This window comes from Ruegeria sp. YTSA226 (assembly GCF_059609905.1).
Genome location: NZ_JBXWMQ010000003.1, coordinates 63061 through 89270, shown reverse-complemented (window position 1 = coordinate 89270; position 26210 = coordinate 63061). Strand labels below are relative to the sequence as shown.

Below are 26210 nucleotides of genomic sequence, written 5' to 3'. Positions count from 1 at the left end.
AATCTCTTGTTTCGAGGGCCGTACGGTTCTTAGTCTTGGGCCAGTTTTTCCAGCAGCAGCGAATTATAAAGCGCGGGCGGGGATGTCCGAACAGCTTCGGGAGATGCGAAAAACCCCAGCATAAGAAAGGCAATCGACAGAGCGAAACCAAACAGGACTATGAAGGCTCGGTGAAGCGTTAACGTTATCATGGTGTCAGTCCTTGAATCACAAGTTGGGGAATGCTTGGCACTGGGGCTTATTTCTTATTTTCCAGTTCCCGTTTCAGCCGGTCATTTTCTGCCTGAAGTTGGGCCAGCTGCTGGCCCAATTCGTTCAGGTGGGGGCGCAGCTCGGCCTCGGTGAATCGTGGGGTAATGTGACTTGGGCAATTCCAGTCCAGACCTTCGACCTTGATAATGACGGCGCGTTCGGCCGGGGTCTGGGTGCCTTCAGGGGAGAGGCTGGCAGCCGCCGCAGCGCCTTCGGCAATTTCGACACGCCCAAGTATTTTCAGGCGTCGCTGGTTGGCATAATCCATCAGGATCAGCGCAACCCGGTCATTGCCATCCAAATTCCCGCGCGAGATATACTGTTTGTTGCCCGAAAGATCAGCATACCCGATGGTCTGCGCATCAAGTACTCGTAAAAACCCCGCGGGTCCGCCACGATACTGCACATATGGCCAGCCGGTCTCGGACACGGTTGATTGGTAGAACCCGTCGCGGGCCTCGATGAACTCTTTTTCGGCGGCTCTGATTTCGTGACCCTGCACAGGGCCGCTTTCCAGGAATTTCGCATAGGTTTTTGCCGATCCCATCCTTTCTTGATGGGTGAGAACGGCAGGCGTGAAGGTTAGTTTGGAAAAAGCACGTGGCATAATAGGTCCTTTCTACAGGCCCAGATCAGACAGGCCGGGATGTTCGTCAGGGCGCGGACCAAGAGGCCAAAGGAAAACCCGATCCTGTTGCCTGATCGGAAGGTCGTTCAGCGAGGCATGACGTTTGGCCATCCGACCATCCCTATCGAATTCCCAGTTCTCGTTACCATATGAGCGGAACCACTGGCCGCTGTCGTTCCGCCATTCATAGGCATAGCGCACGGCAATACGGTTTTCCGAATAGGCCCAGAGTTCTTTGATCAGCCGGTACTCCTGCTCATTTCTCCACTTGCGGGTCAAAAGCGCGTGAATTTCAGCATGGCCCGCGACAAACTCGGCCCGATTCCGCCATTGGCTGTCCTCGGTATAGGCGGGCGTCACGATATCCGGATCGCGGCTGTTCCAAGCATTTTCAGCCATGCGGACCTTTTGTGTAGCGGTCTCAGCAGTGAATGGCGGCAGAGGGGGGCGGCTCATGTCATGATCCTTCAGGTCAGCGATGCAGCGAGCAGCGCAAGGGTCAACAGAATTGGGATGTACTGGCGGTTGAAGGGGCTGGTACGGCGTTTCATGACGGCTCCATAGTTAACTGATCGGTACATCATGTTGTTAAGGTGTACTGATCGGTACCTATTTGCAAGGGGCGCCTGTAAAATATCTAAAATTTTTCTCTATCCAGGTGGAAAATAAAGAGAATTTCCTGAACATTGGTGGCCCTTGCGGATTATGGAGGGTACAATTATGTACAGATCGGTACGTATAGGAGGCGAATCATGCGCCCAAACAAAAGGGATGAGCTGGTCCGCAAGGCCCTAAAGGTCTTTTATCGTGACGGTTTTCATGCGACCGGCATGGACAAGCTGGTGGCTGAGACGGGTGTGTCGAAGACTTCGATGTACAAACATTTCCGCACCAAGGAAGATTTGATACTGGCGGCTTTGCGCTTGCGGGACGAGAATTTCCGCAACTGGTTCATGCGTCGTGTCGAGGAATTGGCCGACACCCCTGCGGACCAGTTGATTTCAAGCTTTGATGCACTGGGCGAGTGGTTCGCCGAAGACGGGTTTCGCGGCTGCATGTTCATCAAGGCTGGCGCCGAGTTCCAGGAGAAAGAGCACCCGATCCACGTGCAGGCGGCGGAACACAAGCGGTTGTTGTTGGAATATTTCACGGATCTGTCCCGCAAAGCCGGTGCCTGCGATCCTGAAAGCCTGGGATGTCAGATTCTTCTGCTGAAAGAAGGGGCAATCGTGACGGCGGTTCTGTTGAAAAGCTGTGATCCCGCGCAAGATGCCAAAGCTGCAGCGCGGGTCTTGCTGGAAAACGCGTTGGCCGCACCGATCCAGTGACCCGGCGAAATCTTCCAAAAGACGTTGCGTAGCGTTTCATCCAACGCATTGGATTACTTGGCGGTCCAACTTACGCTGGCGGCAAGTTGATCTTGGAGGATGCGCAATGTCTCTTATTACCCCTACATCCAGCTGGGTGTCCGAAGAGCACCAGATGTTTGCCGAAATGGCGAACCGTTTCATGCAGGACGAACTGGTGCCCAATATCGAGCGCTGGACCGAAAACGGGGTTGTTGATCGTGCGTTCTGGCGCAAGGCCGGTGACATGGGACTGATGGCTGGCGCGATCACCGAAGAACACGGCGGTGTCGGTGGTGGCATGGGATTTGATGCTCTGACCATGTACGCCCAGACCTCGCACGGAGATTCCGGTTGGGGCTATGCGATCCAGTCGATTGTCATCCACTATATCACCGCTTATGGCAGCGAAGATCAAAAGTTGAAATGGCTGCCGAAACTCGCCTCGGGCGAGATGGTTGGCGCGCTGGCCATGACAGAGCCCGGAACCGGTTCGGATGTGCAGTCGATCCGCACAACTGCGGAAAAGAACGGTAACTCCTACTGTCTGAACGGATCCAAGATCTTTATCACCAATGGGCAATCTGCGGACTTGATCCTTGTGGCCGCAAAGACCGACAAGACCCAAGGGTCGAAAGGGGTATCGTTGGTCGCGGTCGAAACGCAGGGCGCAGATGGGTTCCGCAAGGGGCGGAACCTCAAGAAACTGGGCATGAAGTCCAATGACACGGCCGAGCTGTTCTTTGAGGACGTCAAGGTCCCGATGACAAACCTGATTGGAGCGGAAGAGGGGCAGGGTTTTTACCAGATGATGCGGCAACTTCCCTGGGAACGCCTGACGATTGCAATCGGTGCCCTGGGTGCGATTGATTTCGCGATTGCCGAAACAGTGAAATACACGCAGGAGCGCAAAGCCTTCGGTCAGCGCGTGATGGATTTCCAGAATACCCGCTTCAAGCTTGCCGAGTGTAAAACCAAGGCCGAAGTGCTGCGCAGTTTTGTCAACGACTGTATTGCCCGGCTTGAGGCTGGAACTTTGGATGCATCGACCGCGTCGATGGCCAAATACTGGGGGTCTGAGGTGCAGAATGAGATCATGCACGAATGTCTGCAGCTGTTTGGTGGCTATGGGTTCATGATGGAATATCCGATTGCTCGGCTTTACGCGGATGCGCGGGTTCAGATGATCTATGGCGGGACAAATGAGATCATGAAGGAACTCATTGCTCGGTCGTTGGACACATAATCCTGTTCGGGACGCTCCCGCCCCGCAGTTTTCTAGGGTGGTCGGAATGGCCCGGTCACGAGATTTGGTCGACTTGGCCTTGCAGCCAAGAACAGAACGACTTCAGCGGCTCGGATGCCACCCGGGATTGCGGCCAGACCAGAAAGAAATCGCCCAGACTGACGCCTGGGCCTTTCCAGGCGGGAACAAGCCGCCCGGTTTTCAAGTCGTCTTCGACCAGATAGCTGGGCAGCAGCGCCACCCCAAGCCCATGAATTGTGGCTTGTCCCATAGTCGAGAATTGGTCGAACAACATGCCGCCAAGCCCTGATGCCACAAGCCCTTGTGCGGCAAACCATTGCTCCCAGGCGTCAGGGCGCGTTTCCAGGTGCAGCAGTGGGGCATTCATTAGCCAGTCAATCTGTTCCGGGTTTTTTGGCAGAATTTCCGGGGCGCAAACCGGTACAACGTTTTCACGCATGATCGGCAGGTAGTTGACGCCGTGCCAATCTCGACGTCCGAAATGAATCGCGGCGTCGAAATGTTCCGTTTCGAAATCGAAGGGGCGAAGCCGGGTGTTCAGATTGACGGTCACCTCGGGATGTCGGCGAGCAAAGTCCTGAAGACGCGGCGCCAGCCAATGCATCCCAAACGCCGGCAGGATCGACAGGTTCAGCGATCCTCCGGTCGGATTGGCTCTGAGTTTTAGGGAGGCCTGCGCCAGTTGGTGCAAGCTTTTGCGCGCGACCTGAACGTATTCTTTTGCCGCCGGGGTAAGCTGCAGCCGCATCTGGGTTCGCTGGATCAGTTCGATGCCCAGCTGTTCCTCCATCGACTTGAGCTGTCGGCTGATGGCGCTCTGGGTCAGCGAAAGCTCTTCCGCTGCCGCCGATGCACTGCCAAGGCGGTCAACGGCCTCGAGTGCCAGCAGAGAGGGGATAGACGGCAGAAAACGACGGGGGGCGATCATATGATAATTCCTCATACCTTTCGAATGGAATATCACTGGCTTTTAGAGCCCGCCAGCCCGATACCAAATGAATATTTTGGTCAAGAGAGACGTTGGCAGTGTCCAGGGAAATCGCAGCAGATAGTTTTAGGCGTGCAGACAGGCTGCGCGGGATTGAGTTGTCAGAGATTGTTCAGATCTCTGAGCAGGCTGCGCGCCTTAAGGCGCAGGGTGTCGATGTGGTCGCGCTCAGTACTGGCGAGCCTGATTTTCCGACCCCTGAACATGTGGTCGAGGCGGCCCATAAAGCGGCGCTGGCCGGGCAAACACGGTACCCGGCGACGGCAGGGGCGCCGGACCTTCGGGCGGCTATCGCCGTCGGGGCCAGTGTCCAGCCGGAAAACGTGATCGTCTCGACCGGTGCTAAACAGGTTTTGTCCGGGGCGCTGATGGCCACGCTCGATCCCGGGGATGAAGTTATTACCGCGGCGCCGTTCTGGACCAGCTATGCGGATATGGTCAGGCTGTCCGGCGGTATTCCGGTTGTCTTGGACTGTCCGGTTTCTCAGGGGTTCAAGCTGACCCCAGCACAGCTTGAGGCCGCAATTACGCCGCGCACTCGCTGGCTTTTGCTGAACACGCCCTCAAACCCGACCGGCGCGGTCTATACTGAATCGGAAATGCAGGCCCTGGGTCGTGTTTTGGACAGGCATCCCAATGTTTGGGTGATCTCGGATGAGATTTACCAACACCTGACCTATGTTCCCTTCACGCCATTTGTTCAGGCCGTGCCGCATCTGGCGGATAGAGTGCTGACCGTAAATGGAGTTTCCAAGGCCTATTCGATGACCGGGTGGCGGATCGGTTGGGGAATCGGGCCATCACCCTTGATCAAGGCGATGACCGCTGTTCAGGGGCAGATTACATCAGGCGCATGTTCCATCGCGCAGGCGGCAGCATTGGCTGCGATTACCGGGCCGCAAACGCTTTTGGGCGAACGCCTGCAGGCGATGCGAGCACGCCGTGATCTTGTGGTTGCTAGGTTGAATGCCGCGGGTCTGGAGTGTGCCGTTCCGGATGGCGCGTTCTATGTCTTTCCCAAAACACCGGCTGAAATGCCGGTCGATCATGAATTCTGCCGGTATCTGCTGGACGAAGTCGGGGTGGCCCTGGTGCCGGGGCGCGCCTTTGGGATGCCGGGCCATCTGCGGCTTTCTTTTGCCTATGGCACCGAAAGCCTGCAAGAAGGGTTGCGGCGCATTTCTGTTGCGACCGCCAGATTGAAGTAGAGGGGCCGCCATGGATCGCGCTCAGATCGTTCATGAGAATTTCCTGACACGTGTGGCGCAAGGCCACCTGCCTGACGGCGCAGCCCCGCGCCCCGGACTTAGCAATACCGAGGCGGTGTCGCTGTACCGGTCGCAGGTTCTCAGCCGGGCGTTGGACCGTACCAGCCGCGCGATGCAGAAGGCGGGGCAGGGGTTCTATACTATCGGCTCGTCCGGGCATGAGGGCATGGCTGCTGTCGCCCATGCTCTGCGGCCCACAGACATCGCGTTTCTGCACTACCGGGATGCCGCGTTTCAGATCGCGCGTTCCGAGCAGGTGCCGGGTCAGCAGATCGCCTGGGATATGTTACTGAGTTTTGCCTGCTCGAAAGAGGACCCGATCTCGGGTGGTCGGCACAAGGTACTGGGCTCGAAGGCACTGATGATCCCGCCGCAGACCTCGACAATTGCCAGTCATCTGCCCAAAGCTGTGGGTGCGGCCTATTCCCTGGGTGCAGCGCGGCGGCACCCGCCCGAACATCGCGAGCTGCCACAGGACGGGATCGCGATGTGTTCGTTCGGGGATGCGTCGGCCAATCATTCCACTGCGCAGGGGGCGATCAATACGGCGGGGTGGACCAGCGTACAGTCGACCCCTTTGCCCCTGTTGTTCGTCTGTGAGGATAATGGGATCGGTATCTCGGTCAGAACGCCAAAGGGATGGGTTCAAGCGTCGATGCAGCACCGGCCGGGGATCAAATATTTCCAGGCCAATGGTTTGGATATTTTCGAAACCTATGCGGTTGCGAAAGAGGCGGCGGAATACGTGCGCACTCGGCGCAAACCGGCTTTTCTGCATCTAAGAACCGTTCGGCTTTATGGCCATGCGGGGGCGGACGTCCCGACGACCTATATGGCGAAATCCGAGGTCGAAGCTGATGAGGCTAATGATCCGCTTCTGCATTCGGTGCGGCTGTTGGATCAGGCCGGGGCGTTATCGTCGGATCAGGCGCTGAAGATATATCAGGATACCTGCGCCCGCACCGACAGGATCGCGGCCGAGGCCGTGACCCGCCCACATCTGACCACTGCGTCCGAGGTCATGGCCAGCCTGATCCCGCCGGAACGCACCTGCAAACCCACCAATGGTCCGGGGGCCGAGGCCCGTGCAGCCGCTTTTGGCGGCGACATGCGCGCGATGGACGATCCCCAGCCGATGAGTCGTCTGATCAACTGGGCGCTGACCGATCTGATGCTGGAACACGCCGAGATCGTGTGCATGGGCGAAGATGTGGGACGCAAGGGTGGCGTCTATGGCGTGACCCAAAAGCTGCAACAGCGGTTCGGCCCGGATCGGGTGATCGACACGCTGTTGGACGAACAGTCCATTCTGGGGCTGGCCATCGGTATGGGGCATAACGGCTTTGTCCCGATCCCTGAAATTCAGTTTCTGGCCTATCTCCACAATGCCGAGGACCAGATCAGGGGCGAGGCCGCGACCTTGCCCTTTTTCTCGAACGGGCAATTTACCAATCCGATGGTCCTGCGGATCGCCGGTCTGGGATATCAGAAGGGTTTCGGGGGGCATTTCCACAACGACAACTCTCTGGCCGTTCTGCGCGATATTCCGGGTGTGATCATTGCCTGCCCCTCGACTGGTTCGGACGCGGTGCAGATGCTTCGAGAATGCGTAAGGCTGGCCCGCGAAGAGCAGCGCGTCGTGGTATTCCTGGAACCCATTGCGCTTTATCCGATGCGCGACCTCCATCAGGCACAAGATGCCGGATGGATGACGACCTATCCTTCGCCGGATCGCAGCATCCGCCTGGGCGAGGTCGGGGTACAGGGGGACGGCACCGATCTGGCGATTGTGACCTATGGCAACGGCCACTACCTGTCGCAGCAAGCCTTGCCTGAACTTGAGGCCGCAGGGATCCGAACCCGGATTATCGACATGCGATGGTTGGCTCCATTACCTGCAGAAGCGTTGCGCGAGTCCACCAAAACCTGTGCGCATATTCTGGTCGTTGACGAATGCCGCCGGACTGGAAGCCAGTCAGAGGCGCTGACAACTTTCTTCGTCGAAGAAAGCCCCGACACCCCAATCGCCCGCGTAGTGGCAGAAGACAGCTTTATCGCGACCGGGCCTGCATATGCTGCGCCATTGCCGTCAAAGGATAATATTGTCGCCGCTGCGCTCAATCTGACTGGAAACCGCTCATGACCCGTACCGCCGTTGTGATCTGCCCGGGTCGGGGCACCTATAACAAGGCCGAGCTGGGTTATTTACACCGTCATCACGCAAGCCGGATGCAAATGTTTGGCAATTTTGACGCTATCCGTGCCAGTGCGGGGCAAGAGACGGTCACGGAGCTGGACGGTGCCGATCGGTTCACGGTCAGCAAGTATTCGCGTGGAGATATGGCCTCACCTCTGATCTACGCGGCATCTCTGGCTGATGCTCAGGTGCTGGCCGATGACATTGAAGTGGTGGCTGTCACCGGCAACTCGATGGGCTGGTACATCGCCCTCGCCGTCGGAGGCGCGGCGTCGCCCGAGAATGGCTTTCGTGTGGTGAACACAATGGGGACGCTGATGCAGGACCACCTAATTGGTGGGCAGCTCGTATACCCGTTTTCAGACGATAGCTGGGTGGCTGATCCTCAGCGTAAGGCTGAATTGCTGGCGGATGTGGCGCGGATCAACGCGCAGGACGGTCAGGTTCTGGCATTGTCGATTGATCTGGGTGGAATGCTGGTTCTGGCGGGCAACGAAGAGGGCTTACGAGCGTTCGAGGCATCGTGGCCGAGTGTGCAAGACAGGTTCCCCATGAGGTTGGCAAATCACGCCGCATTTCACACCCACCTTCAAGCTCCGGTGGCTGCGGAAGGGCGCACGCAACTTGGTGCGGAGCTGTTCAAACAGCCTGACCGGCCTCTGATCGACGGGCGTGGCAAAATCTGGTGGCCGGGTGCGACGGACACGCAGGCACTGTGGGATTACACCCTGGGACATCAGGTGACCGCGGCCTATGACTTCACCCGCGCAATCCAGACCGCCGCGCGCGAATTCGCGCCTGACCTGTTCATCGTGACAGGCCCCGGAGCGACTTTGGGCGGTGCCGTTGCGCAATCGCTGGTTCTGGCCGGGTGGCAGGGGATGTGCGATCGGGCAGCGTTTCAGTCGCAGCAAAAGGCGCGGCCTTTCCTGATCGCGATGGGGCGTGAGGATCAAAGGGCTCTTGCGACGACCTGATCCCGCGTCCTAATGGTTTTTGACACCGCAAGGAGTCCGCATTGAGCGACTACGATCAATCCCTTTGGCTAAACACCTGCCGCGAGCATGTGGAGAGCGCCCCGCTGACCAGCGATTTGTCTGTGGACCTTGCGGTGATCGGCGGCGGTTATACTGGCAGTTCTGCGGCTTTGACGGCCGCACGGGCCGGAGCCTCGGTCTGTGTCTTGGAGGCGCAGGAGATCGGGCATGGGGGATCCGGGCGCAATGTGGGGCTGGTCAATGCCGGACTCTGGGTGCGTCCTGCTGACATTTGCGCCCATCTGGGGGATGCGGACGGAACGCGTCTTATCGAAATCCTTGCGGCGGCCCCAAGTGAAGTATTCAGCGTGATCCAGGCACATGAGATTGAGTGCGAGCCGATGCGCACGGGCACGTTGCATTGTGCGCATTCTGGCTCTGGTCTTGCTGATTTGAAAATACGCCATGCACAGTTGCGTCAGGCAGGCGCTCCGGTCGAGTTGCTGTCGTCGGACAAGACGTACCAGCGCACGGGCAGCGCCACCTTTCGTGGAGCTCTGTTCGACCCGCGCGCCGGAACGATCCAGCCGATGGCATATGTGCGTGGTCTGGCCCGCGCGGCTGCCGCAACCGGGGCACGCGTTCACACACACAGCCCGGTGACGACGATGCGCCATGTCGATGGCCAATGGCTGTTGGAAACCCCGCAGGCCACGGTGCGCGCCAAATCAGTGATCCAGGCCACCAACGCGTATCATCGGAACCTGCCCGATACGGCACCGGCCTATGTTCCTGTCTCGTATTTTCAATTCACTACTGCGCCGTTGTCCGACAATCTGCGCGCGAGTATTCTTCCCGGAGCCGAAGGATGTTGGGATACCGGCCTGATCATGACCTCTTTCCGAATGGATCACGACGGGCGCTTTATCCTCGGCGCAATGGGCAATCTAGAACATGCGGGCAGCGCCGCGCACACCGGATGGATCAAGCGCAAACTGTCAGAGCTTTATCCTCAGCTTGCGGATCAACCCTTGCAGCAGGGATGGCATGGCCGCATTGCGATGACCTCGGACCACATTCCCAAGATCACCCGGATCGGACCGGATGCGGTTTCGATCCATGGCTATTCAGGCCGGGGTATCGGGCCGGGCACGGTGTTTGGCCGTATGGCGGCTGAGAGCCTTTTGGCAGGGGATCCGGCGTTGCTGCCAGTTCCCGCTGTGGCGGAACATACTGAACGCTGGACCCGCCTGCGTCACGCCTACTTTGAAACCGGTGCTGCACTGACCCATTTGATCAAGGCGCGCTGATGTCAGCTGCTATGGCTTCGATCCTTCTGCGCAGCCAACGATGCGCCGGGTCATTGGCCGACCTTTGGTGCCAGACCATGTAAAGCGGAACCGGGGTGCATTCGAAGGGCAAATGCGCACAGTCCAACCCGGCCAGAGGACCTTGTCTCATCAAGGCGGTATCGGTCGAGATCAACGAGCTGCCCCGCACAAAGGCCGGAATCGCGTTGAAATGGGGCAGGGTAACAATCGGCGCTCTGATCTGGCTTTGATCAACACCCCGCATGACGGCACGGGCGTTGCGGCCATCGGAAAAGCGCACCTCGATATGGTCGCTCTCGCAGTAGGTCTGCCAACTGTTTGGCGGGGTGCAATGGCCGGCATCATAAAACATCATCAGCGGGCTTTCGAGCAGCCGTTTCTGGTAAATGTCCGGCCCATCCGGCGGCAGAGGGGTGACCATCAACTGACACCGGTCGCTGCGCAACAGGTCCGGATCGGGAACGCCCGATGGGATGAACTCCAACCGTAACCGTGCACCCTCGGCGCGTGTGTCTCGCAACAGCCTTGGGAATATCACTTCGCGTGGCATGTCATTTGTGGCGATGCGAATGTCGATCTGTTCGGATAACGGGTCAAAGGGGCGACCGTCGGTCAAGGCACGCATCCCGTCCAGCACCGTTTGAATAGGGTCCTTCAGGGACAAGGCACGTTCGGTCGGGGTCAGGCCCTGACCTGAACGTACAAACAACGGATCGCCCAGCACCTGCCGCAGTTTGGACAGCGTGTGGCTGATTGCCGATTGCGTGACCCCCAGCCGATCGGCTGCTTTCGAGACCGAGCTTTCCTCGAGTATTGTCAGAAAGACCCGCAGGACTTTGCCGTCCAAATCAGTGAAATCATTTTTATTCATATTATTTATGATTAAGTATGAATGGCATTGCTGTCTACCGGGCATTAAGGGTCAGACGGGCAAGGGGAGGCACGCTATGGGAATCCGTTTCTTTTCAGACCGGAACAGGCCAGTTCATATGGGCGGCTACCCGCTAGAGCGGTTGGCGCGGCAGGACACAATGCCGGACCTTTCGCAGGTGCCGCCTATGGGCGATCTTAGTTTTCGCCGCCCCGATCAGCCCCACAGCATCGTCAATGCGATGGGTGAGTTTCAGGCGATGATGGATGCGATCCGCGACGGGTTGGTGAACCCGGCAATGGGCGATATCCCGTCAGATCCGAATGCGCGCGCCAACCATCTGAAAGCCTTTGGTTATTTCAACGATGCGTCGATGATTGGGTGCGGACCACTGCCGCCTGAAGCACTGTTGCCCGAGCCGCGCCGCAACCCTGATATAGACCGGCTGGCTGATGCCCTGAGGACACGGCAAACCAAGACGCTGGCCTCGGGCATTGATGTCATCATGGCGGATTTGAAGGACAGTATCGAGGCTGCGCCAAAGCCAATCGACAGCCACCGCCATGCAATCGTGTTTCTGTACGAACACAACCGAGACCCGGACCTGTCCGAGCCCGGAACCGATTGGATCGTGGATGCGCAGGATCATCGCGCTTGTTTGTTGGCAACCGAGAATGCGGTGGTGATTGCCAACTACATCCGATTGCTTGGCTTTGATGCACGGGCGCATACGGCGATGTCGTCGGATGTTGATCTGGGCAAACTGGCGGTCGCCGCGGGATTGGCCTCGGCCGAAGGTGGACAACTTGTTGCCCCGTGGCTTGGGACCCGGTTCGGGCTGGCCGTGGTGACGACCGAGTTGGAGATCGCTCATGACCGCCCGCTGTGCCCGATGGCTCAGCAACCGTGGTTTCGCACACAAGGACCGGCATGGTGGTTGGGGGCGGGTTTTGCCAAGAATGCGTTGAACCGAGACTCCTATGCCAAACGGCGCTATGTCGACGGCGCGCATCCCTTCGAAAAGCTTAAGCGTGTCGAAACGCCGACAACTTATATTGACGAGGAAAACGTTGCACGCGTCCCCAAACGGGCTGACATGTTTGCCCGGGCGCAATTCGGCGACATGGGTAAGACTCTGCAGGACGCCGCCAAGGGTGGGCATTACGTGCGCAAGGCGGCCCCCAGTTTCGCGCAACGGCGCGCGCTGGGCGCGTTTGTTCTGCTGCAGGATGGCGATAGCGCCGAGACAGCGCCGCCGACAGATGCCGCCCGGAACGCCGCTAATATCAAGGCCACGACCTATTTTCTGGGTGCGGATGCGGTGGGCCTCAGCCGCTGCCCCGAATGGGCGTGGTATTCACATGATGCCGCCGGAGAAGAGATTACACCGCCACATGATCAAGCCATCAGCATGATCATCGACCAAGGTTATGAGACGATGGAGGGATCCAGCGGTGACGACTGGATTGCGGTCGCTCAATCCATGCGCGCCTATCTGCGGTTCTCGCTTTTGGGTGGGGTCGTTGCACAGCAGATCCGCAACCTTGGGTATAAGGCCAAGGCCCATACGGTGATGGATGGCGAGGTGCTGCAGCCTCCGCTTTTGCTGTTGTCGGGACTGGGAGAGGTCAGCCGGATTGGCGAGGTCATCCTGAACCCCTATCTGGGCCCGCGTCTGAAATCCGGTGCGGTCACAACAGATATGCCTCTGGCTCATGACAAGCCGATAGATTTCGGACTGCAGAGTTTTTGTGAAAGCTGCAATAAATGCGCGCGAGAATGCCCCTCGGGGGCGATCACCGCCGGGCCAAAACTGATGTTCAACGGCTATGAAATCTGGAAGTCCGACAGCCAGAGATGCGCCACTTACCGGGTGACAACATCGGGTGGTGCGATGTGCGGGCGGTGCATGAAGACCTGCCCATGGAATCTGGAAGGCATCTTCAAGGAACGTCCCTTCCGTTGGGCCGCGATGAACTTCCCCCAAGCCGCGCCAGCGCTGGCGAAACTGGACGATGCGGTGGGCAATGGTGGCTTGAACGACACCAAGAAATGGTGGTGGGATATCGAATTGCAGCCCGACGGCGCGTATCGCCCGACCCAGCATCCGCTGAACCGGCGCAACCTGCAGACGGACCTTGCCCTGAAATATGAGGATCAGACGCTGGCGGTCTATCCCGCCTATCTGGCCCCGCATCCCTGGCCCTATCCTTTTGCCATGGACCGCGAAGCCGGGATTGCAGCTTATGAAGCGATGGTCACGGCAGAGGAGTACAAGGCACGCAAGGCCGCCGGGGACATGTCTGTTGTTCACAACTATTCCATCGCAGGTGATGCCCCTGTCATGCGGGTCGAGCTGAGCATGGTCGACCGGATGACGGGTGATGTGACCAAATATGAGTTCGCGACGCTGGATGGCGCGCCGCTGCCTCAGTGGACCGCAGGCGCCCATCTGGACGTGCTGGTCGCGCCAGAGTTCCTGCGGCAATATTCAATGTCCGGCAATCCGGCGAACCCAGCGACCTATCAGATCGGTGTCTTGCGCGAGGATGAGGGGCGGGGCGGCTCGGCCCTGTTGCACCGGATTTTTACCGAAGGGCGCAAGGTTTTCATCTCGAAACCGATCAACCATTTCGAACTGGATGAGACCGCCACCAGGACATTCCTGATGGGCGGCGGGATCGGTATCACGCCGATGATCGCTTTTGCCCACCGCCTGCACAGTCTGGGCAAACCCTTTGACCTGCATTACTCGGCCAGTACCCGCGCTGGGGCGGGGTATCTGGACGATCTGGCTGCAATGCCCTGGGCCGATCACGTGCACTATCATTTCTCGGACGAAGGCACGCGCGCTGATTTACAGTCAATCCTGTCGGGATATCAGGTAGGTTGGCATGTCTATACCTGCGGCCCGGATCGGTACATGGAAGGCGTGATGCAGGCAGCGGAACGTCAAGGGTTCCCAGACGAGGCGCGGCATCTGGAGTATTTCTCCGTTCCCGAGCAGCCCGAGTATGAGAACCATTCTTTCACGCTGAAACTGGCCAAATCGGGGCGAGAGCTGCAGGTTCCCGCCGACAAACACGCGGCGCAGGTGCTGAACGAAGCCGGAATTCAGGTCGATGTGAAATGTTCGGACGGAATTTGCGGCGTCTGTAAATGCGGTGTGATTTCGGGTGAAATCGAGCATAGGGATTTCGTGCTGTCGAACAAGCAGCGCGAAGGCGCAATCATCCTGTGCCAAAGCCGTGCTGCGGACCCGGACGGGGTGGTCGAGATCGACCTCTGATCCGAGGTCTGGAAACGTCATTTCGGGATCGAAAAATAGGTCGTTCTTGCCATGGACGCCAGTGTGTTGCTGCATTAACGTCCCTGCGAACCCCAGTGGATCCTGACCAACAGGCGCGAGGTAAAATCATGGATTATCACAGCCCTGCCAGCTTTGCCGAGGCGTCGGCTCTGGCAGAAAATGCAAAAGGCGTTACACGGTTTCTTGCCGGTGGCACCGATGTTTTGGTGCAGTTGCGCTCGGAATTGGTGACGCCTGATACATTGATAGACATCAAGAAAATCAATGGCGTAAGCGATATCACCCGCAATGCTGACGGCAGCTGGACGCTGGGCGTGGCGGCGACAGGTGCGGAAATGAGCGAACATCCTGGGTTGGGCCTCGACTGGCCCGGCGTGGTCGAAGCGATGGATTTGATCGGATCGACTCAGGTGCAGGGGCGGGCGACGCTGACTGGCAACCTGTGCAATGGCTCGCCTGCGGCGGATTCGGTGCCAGCCATGGTGGCAGCGGGCGTGACCGTGACAGTCACCGGACCAAGTGGCACACGTGAGGTTGCCGTCGAAGATATTCCGACCGGCCCGGGCAGAACGTCCTTGGCCAAGGGTGAACTGATCTCGGCGGTCAATATTCCTGCACGCGGCGAAAACGGAGGTGATGCCTATCTGCGGTTCATCCCCAGGACCGAGATGGATATTGCGGTGGTTGGCGTAGGTGTGAATCTCCGTCTGGACGGGGATACCATCACCGAGGCCCGCGTGTCTCTGGGTGCCGTGGCTCCGACTGTTCTGCTTGTCGAAGACTGCGCCACGGCGATCATGGGCAGCACCCTGGACGATACTGCATTGGACGCGCTTGCCGCTGCCGCATCTACTGCCTGTAACCCGATCGACGATAAGCGCGGCACAATCGCATTCCGTACCGAAGTGGCCGGGGTTCTGGCCAAACGCGCCGCGAAAATCGCCTATGCCCGCGCCAAGGGAGAGCAAGCATGAGCAAGTTCCACGTATCCACCACCGTCAATGGTGACACGGTCGAATACCTGTGTGACCCACGCGAGACCCTGCTGGACTGTCTGCGCGACAAGCTGAACCTGACCGGTGCGAAAGAAGGCTGCGGCACCGGCGATTGCGGTGCCTGCTCGGTAACTCTCGATGGCCGTTTGGTTTGTTCCTGCCTGATGCTTGGGATCGAAGCAGAGGGTAAACAGATCGAGACGGTCGAAGGTATTGCAGACGGGGACGTTCTGCATCCGCTGCAGAAGAAGATGATTGAATATGCTGCTCTTCAATGCGGTATCTGCACCCCCGGTATTCTGGTCGCGGCCAAATCGTTGCTGGAAAAGAACCCGAACCCGACCGAGGAAGAGACACGGTATTGGTTGGCTGGTAATCTCTGCCGCTGCACCGGGTATGACAAGATCATTCGCGCCGTGATGGATACAGCGGCTGAACTGGGGGAGGCTTCGTAATGGCACTCGACGATCGCAAATCTGAATTCACTTTCGTTGGCACCCGACCGAACCGCCCTGACGGGCTGGACAAGGTCACGGGGCGCGCGAAATTTGGTGCTGATGCCACCGCACCGGGCATGTTGCACGGGGCTATTCTGCGCTCGCCCCATGCCCATGCGCGGATCGTAAAGATCGACATATCCAAGGCCCAAGCGCATAAAGACGTCAAAGCCGTTGTGACCCGTGACGATTTCGCTGAGGTGCCGTTTAAGCCCGGTCTTGAAGGTGAGTTCTGGAACGTGCTGGAAAACGTTATGGCAGGCGAGAAGGCCCTGTATGACGGCCACGCGGTGGCAGCTATTGCGGCAACTTCGGCGCTGTCGGCACGTGACGCACTCAAACTGATTGAGGTCGAATATGAGGTGCTGCCCCATGTGACCGATGTCGACAAAGCGATGGCCCCGGACGCTCCGGTTATACGCGAGGGGGCGGCGGATTATTCCGTGCCCGAAGGGATGCACCCGAACGTCGTGCGCTATCACGAAAGCGGGCATGGCGATGTCGAGGTCGGTTTTGCCGAAGCGGATCTGGTTGTTGAAGACAGCTTTGTCACCGAGGCAACCCATCAGGGTTATATCGAACCTCATGCCTGTTTGGCGACGCTGGGAAATGACGGCAAGGGTGAGCTGTGGTGCACCACCCAAGGTCACTGGATCGCGCAGAAAACCTGTGCGGCTTTGCTGGGGATCGAAACATCGCAACTGCGGGTGACGGCGTCCGAGATTGGCGGCGGCTTTGGTGGCAAGACAACCGTATTCATCGAGCCGGTCGCGCTGGCGCTGAGCCGCAAGGCCAACCGCCCGGTCAAGCTGGTGATGACCCGATCCGAGGTATTCCGGGCCACCGGTCCGACTGCCTCCGCGTCGATGGATATCAAGATCGGGATGAAGAAAGACGGCACGATCACCGCAGCGCAAGGCGTGTTCCGCCTGCAGGGTGGGGCCTTCCCCGGCGCGCCGGGTGATATGACGGCCATGTGTGCCTTTGCTCCTTATAACCTGACTAACGTCAAGCAGGTGGGCTATGACGTCATGGCCAACCGCCCGAAACAGGCGGCCTACCGGGCGCCCGGTGCACCGATGGGAGCCTTTGCTGTTGAGTCGGTGATTGACGAGCTGTGCAAGAAACTGGGTCTGGACCCCGTGGATGTGCGTCTGAAAAACGCCGCCTACGAAGGTACGAAGGCCAGCTATGGCCCGCGCTACGAACGCATCGGTCTGGTCGAAACGCTTGAGGCCGCCAAGGCGCATCCGCACTATTCTGCGCCACTGAAACCAGGGCAGGGGCGTGGGATATCCTGTGGATTCTGGTTCAATCACGGGGGCGAGACATCCGTGTCGCTGGCCCTGTCCGAGGATGGTTCGGCCCAGCTGATGGTCGGCACGCCCGATATCGGCGGTTCGCGCGCGTCGATGGCTCTGATGGCAGCCGAGGTGTTGGGCATTCCCTACGAGAATATCCGCGTCACCATCGCGGACACGGCAACACTCGGCTATAACGACGTTTCGCACGGCTCGCGCGTGACTTATGCCTCAGGGCTGGCCACGATCAAGGCGGCCCGGCATGCGGTTGAAAAGCTGAGCGAACGCGCGGCGGCCAAGTGGGGCATCCCGATGGATGCGGTGAAATGGGAAAACGGCTGCGCGGTGCCCTCGGGCCCCAATGCGGGCGATTTCGACCCGATGCCGCTGGCCGATATCACCGCTGATATGGGTGCGACCGGCGGTCCGATCTCGGGCCATTTCGAAGCAACCCCGGAAGGCGCAGGCGTGTCGTTTGGCACCCATATCGTCGATGCCGAGGTCGACCCGGAGACCGGCAAGACCAGCATCACCCGCTATACGGTCATTCAAGACGCCGGAAAGGCGATCCACCCGACCTATGTGGAAGGCCAGTATCAGGGTGGCGCGGCGCAGGGCATCGGTTGGGCGCTGAACGAGGAATATGTCTATGGCGAGGATGGTCGTCTGCAGAACTCGATCTTCCTCGATTATCGTATCCCGGTCGCCAGCGACTTGCCGATGATCGATACGGTGATCGTCGAAGTGCCCAATCCCGGCCACCCGTTTGGTGTGCGCGGCGTGGGCGAGACTGGCATCGTGCCACCGCTGGCAGCCATCGCCAACGCGGTTTCGAATGCAGCGGGTGTGCGGATGAAACAACTGCCAATGTCACCGCCACGCATTTTGGCGGCGCTCAAGGACAATGGTTGAGGTCCACCTGTGGTCCGGCCTCCGGTCTTTGACCGGGGGTCAACAGGTGGTCGAGGTTGAGGCCAAAACCACTGGTGAGCTGCTGCGGGAACTTGCGCGGGTACATCCGCAGCTTCAGGCACCGATTGATGCTGGGGTATCCATCTCAATAAACGGTCGCGTGATCGCCAGCGGGTTGACCGAACCGATCCCCGAAGGCAGCGAAGTGTATCTGATGCAAAGGCTGCGCGGCGGTTAGCCCTTGGGTGACCAGGGTTCGCGCCCGACCATCCTGTCTGCTTCGGCAGTGATGTCGTTCATATGCGCCTCAAGGCTTAACCGCAGCGTCTCGAGTTCTTCTTCACTGGCCTTGCGGGGAACGTTTTCGGTCCATTCCCGGCACAAAAAGACGCCCTGATTGCGCCAAGGGCGCGGCATCAGCAGGCGATCCCAGGTACCGGCCTCGCTGCCGTGGCGGGCAGAAAAGGTGATACCGAAGACCCGCTTGCCCGAGGTGCGTGCCCAAACCAGAGGCACTGTCGACAGCACCCGTTCCGGACCGCGCGGGCCGTCAGCGGCGATACCGATGGAAATGCCCCGCTTGATCTTGCCGATCACTTCGCGTGACACCGCGATGTTGTTGGCGTTTTTGCTGGTCATGGCGATGGTGTCCATGCCGAAGAGTTTCTGCACCCGACCAACCATGCTGCCAGCGCGTGCCGAAGATGTGATCGAGCAGATACGCCCCTTATCCAACGGAAAGAAATAGGGCGATTGTGCCAGTCGCTGATGCCAAAGGACAACGATGACCGGCTCGCCCTGATCGGCCAGTTGGTCCAGCTCTTCATAGCCGATGCGTTGCCATTGGGTGTTGCGGTTAACCATCCGAATATAGCTCGCGATGCGGCGGGCGGTCCAATTCAGGACGGCCTCGCTATCGGCGATTTTCTTGCGGATACTCACGAATGGTGACCCTCATATTGATCAAACCGTGTCTTATAGAACTCAACGCCATACGCAACTTGTTTGTCGTGCGCATAACTGAGGAGGAATCTGAAAAAGCCTCTTGAGTCCGCCGCGCGGCTGGCATATTTGAGGCGCACCTTAGGGGTATAGCTCAGTTGGTAGAGCGACGGTCTCCAAAACCGTAGGTCGCGGGTTCGAACCCTGCTGCCCCTGCCATTCTCTCCATTTCCAGAAGTTTGTGCCGCTTGGGCGGAATGGGACACGCGTGACCCTTTGCGCAGCCTAGCTGTTACAACTTGGACCAGCAGAGCATTCGACCGATGCGATAAACCGCGTTCTGGTTGCTCAACAAATCACGGTCTAACCCAAAATCGGTGATATGCCACCGGCAAAAGCGGCCAAGATTGGGGCCGTCAGGGCGAAGCCGGCGCGGATGATGTCACCTGTGCCTTCTGTCAGCTTATGCGACGATCTCCAGTCATCAATGTCGAATACCTGGTCTGTGCCGCCCTGATTTCGGGCAGCCAAAGCGAGGTTAGAAATTCTTCCGTCCAGAAGGACTGCCACGGGAAGAAAGTAGCTGAGCATTAGCAAGCAAAAATATGTGCCGGTGAACAAGGCCGATGCGTTGAGCAATGCGCTATAGGCGGCCCTTTCTGATTCAGCGATCATGGGCAAGGGCCAGTACATCCAGCTTGCGGCAAAGAACATGCCGAAGGTCAGCACCAGACTGGACAGGTAGAGCTGCTGCCGCATCTGCCGCAGGTTTTGCGCCAGCTCAGCTGCGGTTGCTTCGATGTCCTGAGATTCATGCCGACCAAGACACAATATCATTCCGACAATCAGAGACCCGATCGCAAGGCCGGCCATTGCATTCACCAGGTCCAGAATACGGTTGAACAGTGAAAGAACAGGGGCATGCCCGCATTTCCCAAACATCCAGCTATCTTCCGAACCGGAACATGCCGGTAAGGTGCCTTGCGACAATGCTGTTTCAAAAATGGCTTTTCCGATCTGGTGGTAAATCTGCGGGCTTTGGTCGGTCATATGCTTTTGAATGGTCGGCACGAGAGCCAGAAACACGATGGCGACTACAATCGCGATTGCCGCGATCCGGGTGTTTTTTTCGATCGGGCGTGACAGGGTCCGGAACAAGACTGCCACGGGCAACAAGGCCAGCGATAAAAAGAACCAGGACGCGGCAAGAAACCGAAACCGACCAACGGCTTCCTGCCAAGAGCTACCGCTCAACACAAAGTTCACTGGAACGTCCAGTTCATTGGCGATCATTTGGTTCTGGATCAGTTTATGGATTGCGAAAACACATACCGGCAGCAGGGCGATGGCAAAATAGCGCGGTTTTACTCGGCTTTTTGACACGTGATACCTTTCTTGCCGGGGCGTTGCACAGCACACAGTTTAGCACAAAACTCGTACATCGATGCCTGGAGTTTCAGGCGGGCTTTCTGATGGTGACAATCGAACGGCCGGTACGCTTGCCCATTTGCCCCAGCCAGACCGCCAAAAGTACGATACAGACACCGGCGATCTGCACAAAGGTCAAGTTTTGCCCAAGCATGACCCAACCAATCATTACGGCGGATAACGGGCTGAGAAAGCCAAGTGCCGAGACCGCAGAGGGTTCGATCCGGGCGAGGCCTCGGAACCACAGGATATAGGTCAGGGCAGCCCCGATTACGCTCAGATATCCAATTCCGAGAAGGCTGTTTGTTTCAAGCGCTGGTAAGGCGGGCTCAAATATCAGTGCAAGCGGCACCAGCAACAGCCCGCCGGCGGTTAGTTGCCAAGCGGTAAATGTCAGCAGCGGCACTGGCGGTTGCCATTTGCGCGTCAGGACAGTTCCTGCCCCCATCGAAAGGGCGCCACCCAGTCCAGCGATCAGGCCAACCGTATCAAGATTGATAGCTGTTCCGAGGACAAGGCACCCGACGCCGATCACCCCCAGCAGCGCCGCGCCGACCGATCTCAGCCCAACCGGGGTGTTCAGCAGAAATGCCGACAGGAAGACTACAATAAGAGGTTGTACCGCGCCGACAGTGGCTGCGACCCCACCGGGGAGCCTGTAAGCCGCGACGAAAAGCAGGGTCCAGAACACGGTGAAATTGAGCGCGCCCAGAATGAATATGCGGCCCCACCAATGACCCCTTGGAAGTTGACGGGACAAAACTAGCAGCAGCAGTCCGGCAGGCAGCGCACGCAGCGCGGCCATCGTGATCGGATATCCGACGGGCAAAAATTCGGTCGTAACATAATAGGTGCTACCCCAGATCAAAGGGGCAACAGCAGTTAGGGCGATGTCGGTTTGGTGTCTCATGGCGAATCCTTTTATCTTGACGTCAAGATATATTGTAAAATCTTGACGTCAAGATAAAGCTGGGCTAGCCAGAACTCATGGATCATGTGGAGCGAATTATCGCGCAGTGGAACAGTGCCCGGCCCGACCTGGATGTGGGGCCGATGGAAACCGTTGGTCGACTGACGCGGTTGGCGGTTCAGTTGCGAAGGGCGATGGAGCATACTTGGGCTCTTCATGACATGAACGCTGCCAGCTTTGATGTCCTTGCCACGTTGCGAAGGTCTGGCAAGCCAGAGGGTCTTTCACCTGGCGAGCTTTTGGAGCTTACAATGGTGACGTCCGGCACAATGACGAATCGCGTCGATCAACTGGTTAAGGCGGGGATGGTCGAAAGAGTGCAAAACCCTGAGGATGGCCGGGGCTTCCTGATCCGTCTTACCCAAAACGGATTCAAAGCGATTGAGGCCGCCGTTTCGGATCATGTGGAGACTCAGCAGCGCCTGGTTCAGGGTTTGTCCCTGCAACAGCGCGATCAGCTCAATCACCTGCTCAGATCGTTGTCTGAAACGCTGGACTGATCCGGGCAGGTAAGCATGCTGGACCGGGGTGCCAATTCCGATGTGGCATAAGCCGTTTTAGTGCGCACGGCTCAATTTCTATAATTCTTGGGCTATGCGGTTTCCTCGGTCAGGGGATTGGCATATTGTCCAAAAGAATTTCAAGTAGCCGGATGAGGATACATGTCGCGCTTCGATGGATATTTCCTGCGGCAACTGCTGATTCTGTTCGGCTTTTTCACTCTGATTCTGGTGGGGGTTTTCTGGATCACCCGCTCGGTCAGCCTGTTTGACCGTGTCATCAGCGGTGGTCAATCGGCCATGGTGTTTCTCGAATTTACCGCTCTTACTTTGCCGACGCTGATCCGTACGGTGATGCCCATGGCCGTGTTCGCAGCGGCCGTCTATGCCACCAACCGCTTGAGCCGTGAAAGCGAGCTTACGGTGATGCTGGCCACAGGTTCCAGCCCGTGGCGGTTGGCTCGCGCTGTTGTTCTGTTCGGTCTTGTTGCTGGTCTGATGATGGCCTCGATCAGTGTTTTCCTGCGCCCGGCCTCGGTCGATCTATTGGAAAAACGGCAGGCCGAAGTGGCGGGTGACGTCACAGCGCAGTTATTGAATGAAGGCGAATTCCTGCATCCTGCAAGTGACGTGACCGTCTATATTGGAGGAATTGATCTGGACGGGACTTTGCGCGAAGTTTTTGTTTCGGACCGGCGGGATAAAACCAGCCCGGTCAGCTATTCCAGCCAAACAGCTTATCTGGTCAATAACGGCTCGGGCATTCATCTGGTGATGGTTGACGGAGTTGCGCTGCGTCAGGACCGGCAGGGACGTACCCTGTCGTCTACACTGTTTCAGGACGCGTCCTATGACATCTCAGAATTGACGAGTACCGACAACGCGGCCGAGCGAAGCCTCGAGGCCATTCCCACCGCAGAGCTGTTGCGCGACCGGGCTGCGATCGCGGCAGCAGAAGGGTTCACTGAGGGCGCGTTGATCGACGAGCTGCATCAGCGATTTTCGTGGATCACCATTTGTATCGCGGTCGCGATGGCGGGCTATGCAACCCTTATGTTGGGCAGCTTTTCCAGATTTGGCCTGTGGCCACAGATTTTTGGAGCATTCATAATTCTGGTCCTTTTGGAAGGTATGCGCGGCTTTGTGTCTCCGTTGGTGATCGAAGACCCGAAATTGTGGCTATTGCTCTATTTGCCTGCTGTCATGGGCATATTGATCTCGTGCCTGTTTCTTTTGATTGCAGGTCGTCCGCTTCTGCGCGTGCGCGCAAGAAAACACTCGCGGGCATTGTCCCAAGCCTGAAGCTACGGCGCATTTCGGCGCAATGTTCTTCGGCCAAGCTAATTCGTTTTTTCGCTCAGGTTTTCTGCGTTAGGCTGCGGTTGGATGATCAGTCAAAAGGACCGGACCATGCTGGACAAAACCCACAAACCCACCTGGACCAGCTTTGAAGAGGCGACCAAGGCCGATTGGGACGCCGTCATGGAATACGAAGAGGCCTATAACGCCGCGTTGCCGGACAGGATACTGGATGCGATCCGTTCGCTGGACGAGGATTGGACGCCCTATCCCGTGAACCGCTATCAGCACAGCCTGCAGGCCGCGACGCGCGCCTATGAGGATGGGGCGGAAGAAGAGCTGGTCGTCGCAGCGCTGATCCACGACACCGGCGATATCCTGTCTCCCTATAACCATGGAGAGCTGTCAGCGGCGATGATGAAGCCCTATGTCAGCCAGAAAACCCATTGGATCCTCAAACATCACTGCGTGTTCCAGGGCTATTACTACAATCACCACCTGGGCGGAGACCGCAACGCCCGAGACAAGTACCGCGACAGTCCTTATTGGGAGGAATGCCGCTATTTCTGCCATGAATACGACCAAAAGGCGTTCGATCCGGATTACCCGACCAAACCGTTGGAGTTCTTCGAGCCGATGCTGCGCCGTGTCCTAAGCCGCGGCGAGGGGCATATGGAGTTGAACGAAACCGCCGAAGGTTAGCAGGCGGCCATCAGACGGTAGACGATCTGTGCGGCGGTAAAATCCCAGGCGGCATTGCCGTCCGGGGCCAGCTCGACCACGTCGAACCCCACGCATTTGCGCCCACGAAGGGCATGCTCGACCAGTTGCAGCGCCTGATAATAGCCCAAGCCGCCGGGCACGGGTGTTCCTGTGGCTGGCATTTGCGAAGGGTCCAGCCCGTCGACATCAAAGCTGACATAGACCAGTTCGGGGAAATCCTTGGGCAGATCGACCGCGTGGATGTTACCGGTGACCAGCTCCTCGGCATCAATGTGGAACACGTTGTTCTTCACCCGGCTCTGCGCCTCTTCGGTCGAAAAGGCCCGGACGCCGAATTGGGCCAGTCGGACGCCTTCTTGGGCCAGCAGGTGCATGACCGAGGCATGGCTGTGCTTTTCACCCTGATACGTGTCGCGCAGGTCCGCATGCGCATCAATCTGGACGATCCCGATCGGTTGGTTCAACGCGCGGGCCACGCCCATCACCGCACCGTAGCTAAGCGAATGCTCACCGCCCAGAGTGACTGGCACTTTACCAGCGCGAATGGCGGCTTCGGTGCGCAGGGCAAGGCGTTCCATCACTGCAGGCATAGGGCCGTCACAGTTCAAAGGTTCCTCAGTGAAAATACCCGCTATGCAAGGCTCGGCAAGGCCGGTGATGCGCTCCAGCTCGTTGCTGGCCTCGATGATCGCCGCCGGGCCACCGGCTGTACCCGAGCCGTAGGATACCGTGCGCTCCAGCGGTACTGGGATTACACGAAACCGGGCGTTTTCGGTCCGTTCCGATGTGGTCAATTCACTGTCGAGGAAAACGCTCATGAGAGCCTCTCTTTAAAGTCGTCATAGCCGAACTGTTTGATAATTTTCAACGCGTCGGTTTCGCTGTTCCACAGGGCGATTGTGGGCAGGGGGACACCGTTGAAGGTGTTGGTCTTGACCATCGAATAATGCGCCTGATCTAGGAAGGCAAAGCGTTGGCCGATCTCAAGCGGTTTGTCCCACGTATAGTCGCCGATCACATCCCCCGCCAGACAGGACGGGCCGCCCAGACGGTAGGTATGGCCTGCCTCGGCCTCGGCCATCAGGGCCGGGCGATAGGGGGCTTCGATCACGTCGGGCATGTGGCATGTGGCCGAGATGTCGGTGATCGCAAGGGCCATGCCATTGGTCGGCAGGTCGAGAATTTCGCCCACCAGAATGCCCGCATCCAGTGCCACAGCCTCGCCGGGTTCAAGATAGACGTCGACGTCATGGGTTTCGCGGATCGCCTTGATGAACGCGATCAACCCATCACGATCATAGTCGTCGCGGGTGATATGGTGGCCACCGCCGAAGTTCAGCCATTTGAGATGACCCAGGAACGGGGCGAGTTTTGGTGCAATGGCTTCCCATGTGCGCATCAAGGGCTCGAACCCTTGTTCGCAAAGTGTATGCATATGAAGGCCGTCCACACCAACCATGATTTCATGGCTTAGTTGGCTGACCGGTGTGCCCAGACGCGAACAGGGCGCGCAGGGGTCGTATTTTGCAATCTCGCCTTCGGAATGTTCCGGGTTGATGCGCAAACCGACCTGCACACCTGCTGCTTGGGCTTTGGCCAGGAACCGATCCTTTTGAGCTATAGAATTAAAGATGACATGGTCGGACAGCGACAGGATTTCATCCATGTCCGCTTCCTTGTAGCCCGCGCAGAAGGTGGCGACTTCGCCGCCATATTCTTCGCGGCCTAAACGCGCCTCATAGATACCGCTGGCGCAGGTGCCGTCAAGATGTTGGCGGACCAGCGGCGCAAGCGAGAACATCGAAAACGCTTTGAGCGCACTCAGCACTTGCGCACCTGACTGACTGCCGACGTCGGACAAGATAGCCAGATTTTGCTCAACTGCTTTTTCGTCGACCACAAAGCAAGGCGTTGGCACGCGGTTGAGGTCGAAATTGCGGAAAGCTCCAGCATCCCCGGCTTGTGTGGTCATCATTTCTGCCATGATAATCCAGTCCCTTTCATTCTAACTGCGGCCCCTTAAAGTTCGACGCAGTTTCAGATGAGGCCCATCATCCAAAGTGGTATAATGAATGACAGGATATGAGCAGTGGTAGCGACAGGATTTTCTACTGCCACAAGAATGCTGGACTTTTCCAAGCGGAACATTTTGACCGTGTCTGTCCTGTACCGCTTCGATAAAATAAGAAGGAGCGCATAGGTTCCGAA

At 58.1% G+C, this 26210-nt stretch carries 24 protein-coding genes and 1 tRNA gene; 15 read left to right on the top strand and 10 right to left on the bottom strand.

Annotation, left to right across the window (positions count from 1 at the left end):
- Positions 1–29 precede the first annotated feature (29 nt).
- The 3 genes from AC2FFF_RS05420 to AC2FFF_RS05410 are packed head-to-tail and all read right to left on the bottom strand — an operon-like array spanning position 30 to position 1336.
- Complete coding sequence (locus AC2FFF_RS05420; RefSeq protein ID WP_185956647.1) at positions 30–191, bottom strand: hypothetical protein; 162 nt, start codon at positions 189–191, stop codon at positions 30–32.
- Between the two features lie 47 nt (positions 192–238).
- Complete coding sequence (locus AC2FFF_RS05415) at positions 239–859, bottom strand: pyridoxamine 5'-phosphate oxidase family protein (protein WP_142635772.1); 621 nt, start codon at positions 857–859, stop codon at positions 239–241.
- A gap of 12 nt (positions 860–871) precedes the next feature.
- Positions 872–1336, bottom strand: a complete 465-nt coding sequence (locus AC2FFF_RS05410) for a nuclear transport factor 2 family protein (protein ID WP_282021582.1) — start codon at positions 1334–1336, stop codon at positions 872–874.
- A 296-nt stretch (positions 1337–1632) separates the two neighbouring features.
- Between AC2FFF_RS05410 and AC2FFF_RS05405 the strand changes: the two genes are divergently transcribed.
- Positions 1633–2208: a TetR/AcrR family transcriptional regulator gene (locus AC2FFF_RS05405; protein WP_281972461.1), complete on the top strand. Its 576-nt coding sequence runs from the start codon at positions 1633–1635 to the stop codon at positions 2206–2208.
- Positions 2209–2314: 106 nt separating this feature from the next.
- Positions 2315–3472, top strand: coding sequence for an acyl-CoA dehydrogenase family protein (locus tag AC2FFF_RS05400; RefSeq protein WP_142635778.1), 1158 nt, complete (start codon positions 2315–2317; stop codon positions 3470–3472).
- Between the two features lie 55 nt (positions 3473–3527).
- On the opposite strand, the gene AC2FFF_RS05395 is transcribed toward AC2FFF_RS05400, so the two are convergent.
- On the bottom strand, positions 3528–4421 hold the full coding sequence (locus AC2FFF_RS05395; protein WP_142635780.1) for a LysR substrate-binding domain-containing protein: 894 nt from the start codon (positions 4419–4421) through the stop codon (positions 3528–3530).
- A gap of 98 nt (positions 4422–4519) precedes the next feature.
- Here AC2FFF_RS05395 and AC2FFF_RS05390 point away from each other — a divergent pair, with 98 nt between their 5' ends.
- Genes AC2FFF_RS05390 through AC2FFF_RS05375 form a run of 4 tightly spaced genes read left to right on the top strand, consistent with a single transcriptional unit; the run spans position 4520 to position 10233 of the window.
- On the top strand, positions 4520–5689 hold the full coding sequence (locus AC2FFF_RS05390) for a pyridoxal phosphate-dependent aminotransferase (protein ID WP_282021693.1): 1170 nt from the start codon (positions 4520–4522) through the stop codon (positions 5687–5689).
- 10 nt (positions 5690–5699) lie between these two features.
- Positions 5700–7892 (top strand): dehydrogenase E1 component subunit alpha/beta, encoded by a 2193-nt coding sequence (locus AC2FFF_RS05385; RefSeq protein ID WP_496882884.1) that lies wholly within the window; start codon positions 5700–5702, stop codon positions 7890–7892.
- Positions 7889–8923, top strand: coding sequence for an ACP S-malonyltransferase (locus AC2FFF_RS05380; RefSeq protein ID WP_281995333.1), 1035 nt, complete (start codon positions 7889–7891; stop codon positions 8921–8923). The genes AC2FFF_RS05385 and AC2FFF_RS05380 overlap by 4 nt, the downstream gene beginning before the upstream one ends.
- 41 nt (positions 8924–8964) lie before the next feature.
- Complete coding sequence (locus AC2FFF_RS05375) at positions 8965–10233, top strand: NAD(P)/FAD-dependent oxidoreductase (RefSeq protein ID WP_281972456.1); 1269 nt, start codon at positions 8965–8967, stop codon at positions 10231–10233.
- Here the strand turns inward: AC2FFF_RS05375 and AC2FFF_RS05370 are convergent.
- Complete coding sequence (locus AC2FFF_RS05370) at positions 10220–11125, bottom strand: LysR family transcriptional regulator (protein WP_281972455.1); 906 nt, start codon at positions 11123–11125, stop codon at positions 10220–10222. The genes AC2FFF_RS05375 and AC2FFF_RS05370 overlap by 14 nt on opposite strands.
- A 76-nt stretch (positions 11126–11201) precedes the next feature.
- On the opposite strand from AC2FFF_RS05370, the gene AC2FFF_RS05365 reads away from it, so the two are divergent.
- From AC2FFF_RS05365 to AC2FFF_RS05345, 5 genes are all read left to right on the top strand, one after another.
- The gene (locus tag AC2FFF_RS05365; RefSeq protein WP_496882883.1) at positions 11202–14414 is read left to right on the top strand and encodes a reductive dehalogenase; all 3213 of its coding nucleotides are present in this window, start codon (positions 11202–11204) and stop codon (positions 14412–14414) included.
- Between the two features lie 128 nt (positions 14415–14542).
- A complete protein-coding gene (locus tag AC2FFF_RS05360) occupies positions 14543–15409 on the top strand; it encodes an FAD binding domain-containing protein (RefSeq protein ID WP_281972453.1) in 867 nt (288 codons plus the stop codon).
- Positions 15406–15885, top strand: a complete 480-nt coding sequence (locus AC2FFF_RS05355) for a (2Fe-2S)-binding protein (RefSeq protein ID WP_281995328.1) — start codon at positions 15406–15408, stop codon at positions 15883–15885. Before AC2FFF_RS05360 ends, AC2FFF_RS05355 begins: the two co-directional genes overlap by 4 nt.
- A complete protein-coding gene (locus AC2FFF_RS05350; protein WP_496882882.1) occupies positions 15885–18140 on the top strand; it encodes a xanthine dehydrogenase family protein molybdopterin-binding subunit in 2256 nt (751 codons plus the stop codon). The genes AC2FFF_RS05355 and AC2FFF_RS05350 overlap by 1 nt, the downstream gene beginning before the upstream one ends.
- Positions 18133–18378 (top strand): MoaD/ThiS family protein, encoded by a 246-nt coding sequence (locus AC2FFF_RS05345; RefSeq protein ID WP_142635798.1) that lies wholly within the window; start codon positions 18133–18135, stop codon positions 18376–18378. The genes AC2FFF_RS05350 and AC2FFF_RS05345 overlap by 8 nt, the downstream gene beginning before the upstream one ends.
- On the opposite strand, the gene AC2FFF_RS05340 is transcribed toward AC2FFF_RS05345, so the two are convergent.
- Positions 18375–19082, bottom strand: coding sequence for a lysophospholipid acyltransferase family protein (locus AC2FFF_RS05340; protein WP_142635800.1), 708 nt, complete (start codon positions 19080–19082; stop codon positions 18375–18377). The two genes, AC2FFF_RS05345 and AC2FFF_RS05340, sit on opposite strands and share 4 nt — an antisense overlap.
- A gap of 143 nt (positions 19083–19225) precedes the next feature.
- On the opposite strand from AC2FFF_RS05340, the gene AC2FFF_RS05335 reads away from it, so the two are divergent.
- Positions 19226–19301, top strand: a tRNA-Trp gene (locus AC2FFF_RS05335).
- Positions 19302–19445: 144 nt separating this feature from the next.
- On the opposite strand, the gene AC2FFF_RS05330 is transcribed toward AC2FFF_RS05335, so the two are convergent.
- Positions 19446–20465 carry a hypothetical protein gene (locus tag AC2FFF_RS05330; protein ID WP_281972448.1) on the bottom strand — a complete coding sequence of 340 codons (1020 nt, stop codon included), beginning with the start codon at positions 20463–20465 and terminating at the stop codon, positions 19446–19448.
- A gap of 73 nt (positions 20466–20538) precedes the next feature.
- Entirely contained in the window at positions 20539–21420 is an 882-nt protein-coding gene (locus tag AC2FFF_RS05325; RefSeq protein WP_281972447.1) for an EamA family transporter, read from the bottom strand.
- Between the two features lie 77 nt (positions 21421–21497).
- On the opposite strand from AC2FFF_RS05325, the gene AC2FFF_RS05320 reads away from it, so the two are divergent.
- The 3 genes from AC2FFF_RS05320 to AC2FFF_RS05310 all read left to right on the top strand — a co-directional run bounded on the left by AC2FFF_RS05320 (position 21498) and on the right by AC2FFF_RS05310 (position 23981).
- Entirely contained in the window at positions 21498–21980 is a 483-nt protein-coding gene (locus AC2FFF_RS05320; RefSeq protein WP_496676356.1) for a MarR family winged helix-turn-helix transcriptional regulator, read from the top strand.
- Between the two features lie 162 nt (positions 21981–22142).
- On the top strand, positions 22143–23282 hold the full coding sequence (gene lptF, locus AC2FFF_RS05315; protein WP_142635808.1) for an LPS export ABC transporter permease LptF: 1140 nt from the start codon (positions 22143–22145) through the stop codon (positions 23280–23282).
- Between the two features lie 108 nt (positions 23283–23390).
- Positions 23391–23981 carry an HD domain-containing protein gene (locus tag AC2FFF_RS05310; protein ID WP_142635974.1) on the top strand — a complete coding sequence of 197 codons (591 nt, stop codon included), beginning with the start codon at positions 23391–23393 and terminating at the stop codon, positions 23979–23981.
- On the opposite strand, the gene speB is transcribed toward AC2FFF_RS05310, so the two are convergent.
- Together speB and nspC are read right to left on the bottom strand one after the other, a co-directional pair.
- Complete coding sequence (gene speB / locus AC2FFF_RS05305; protein WP_142635810.1) at positions 23978–24820, bottom strand: agmatinase; 843 nt, start codon at positions 24818–24820, stop codon at positions 23978–23980. The genes AC2FFF_RS05310 and speB overlap by 4 nt on opposite strands.
- Positions 24817–25986: a carboxynorspermidine decarboxylase gene (nspC, locus tag AC2FFF_RS05300; RefSeq protein ID WP_281972445.1), complete on the bottom strand. Its 1170-nt coding sequence runs from the start codon at positions 25984–25986 to the stop codon at positions 24817–24819. The genes speB and nspC overlap by 4 nt, the downstream gene beginning before the upstream one ends.
- Positions 25987–26210 lie beyond the last annotated feature (224 nt).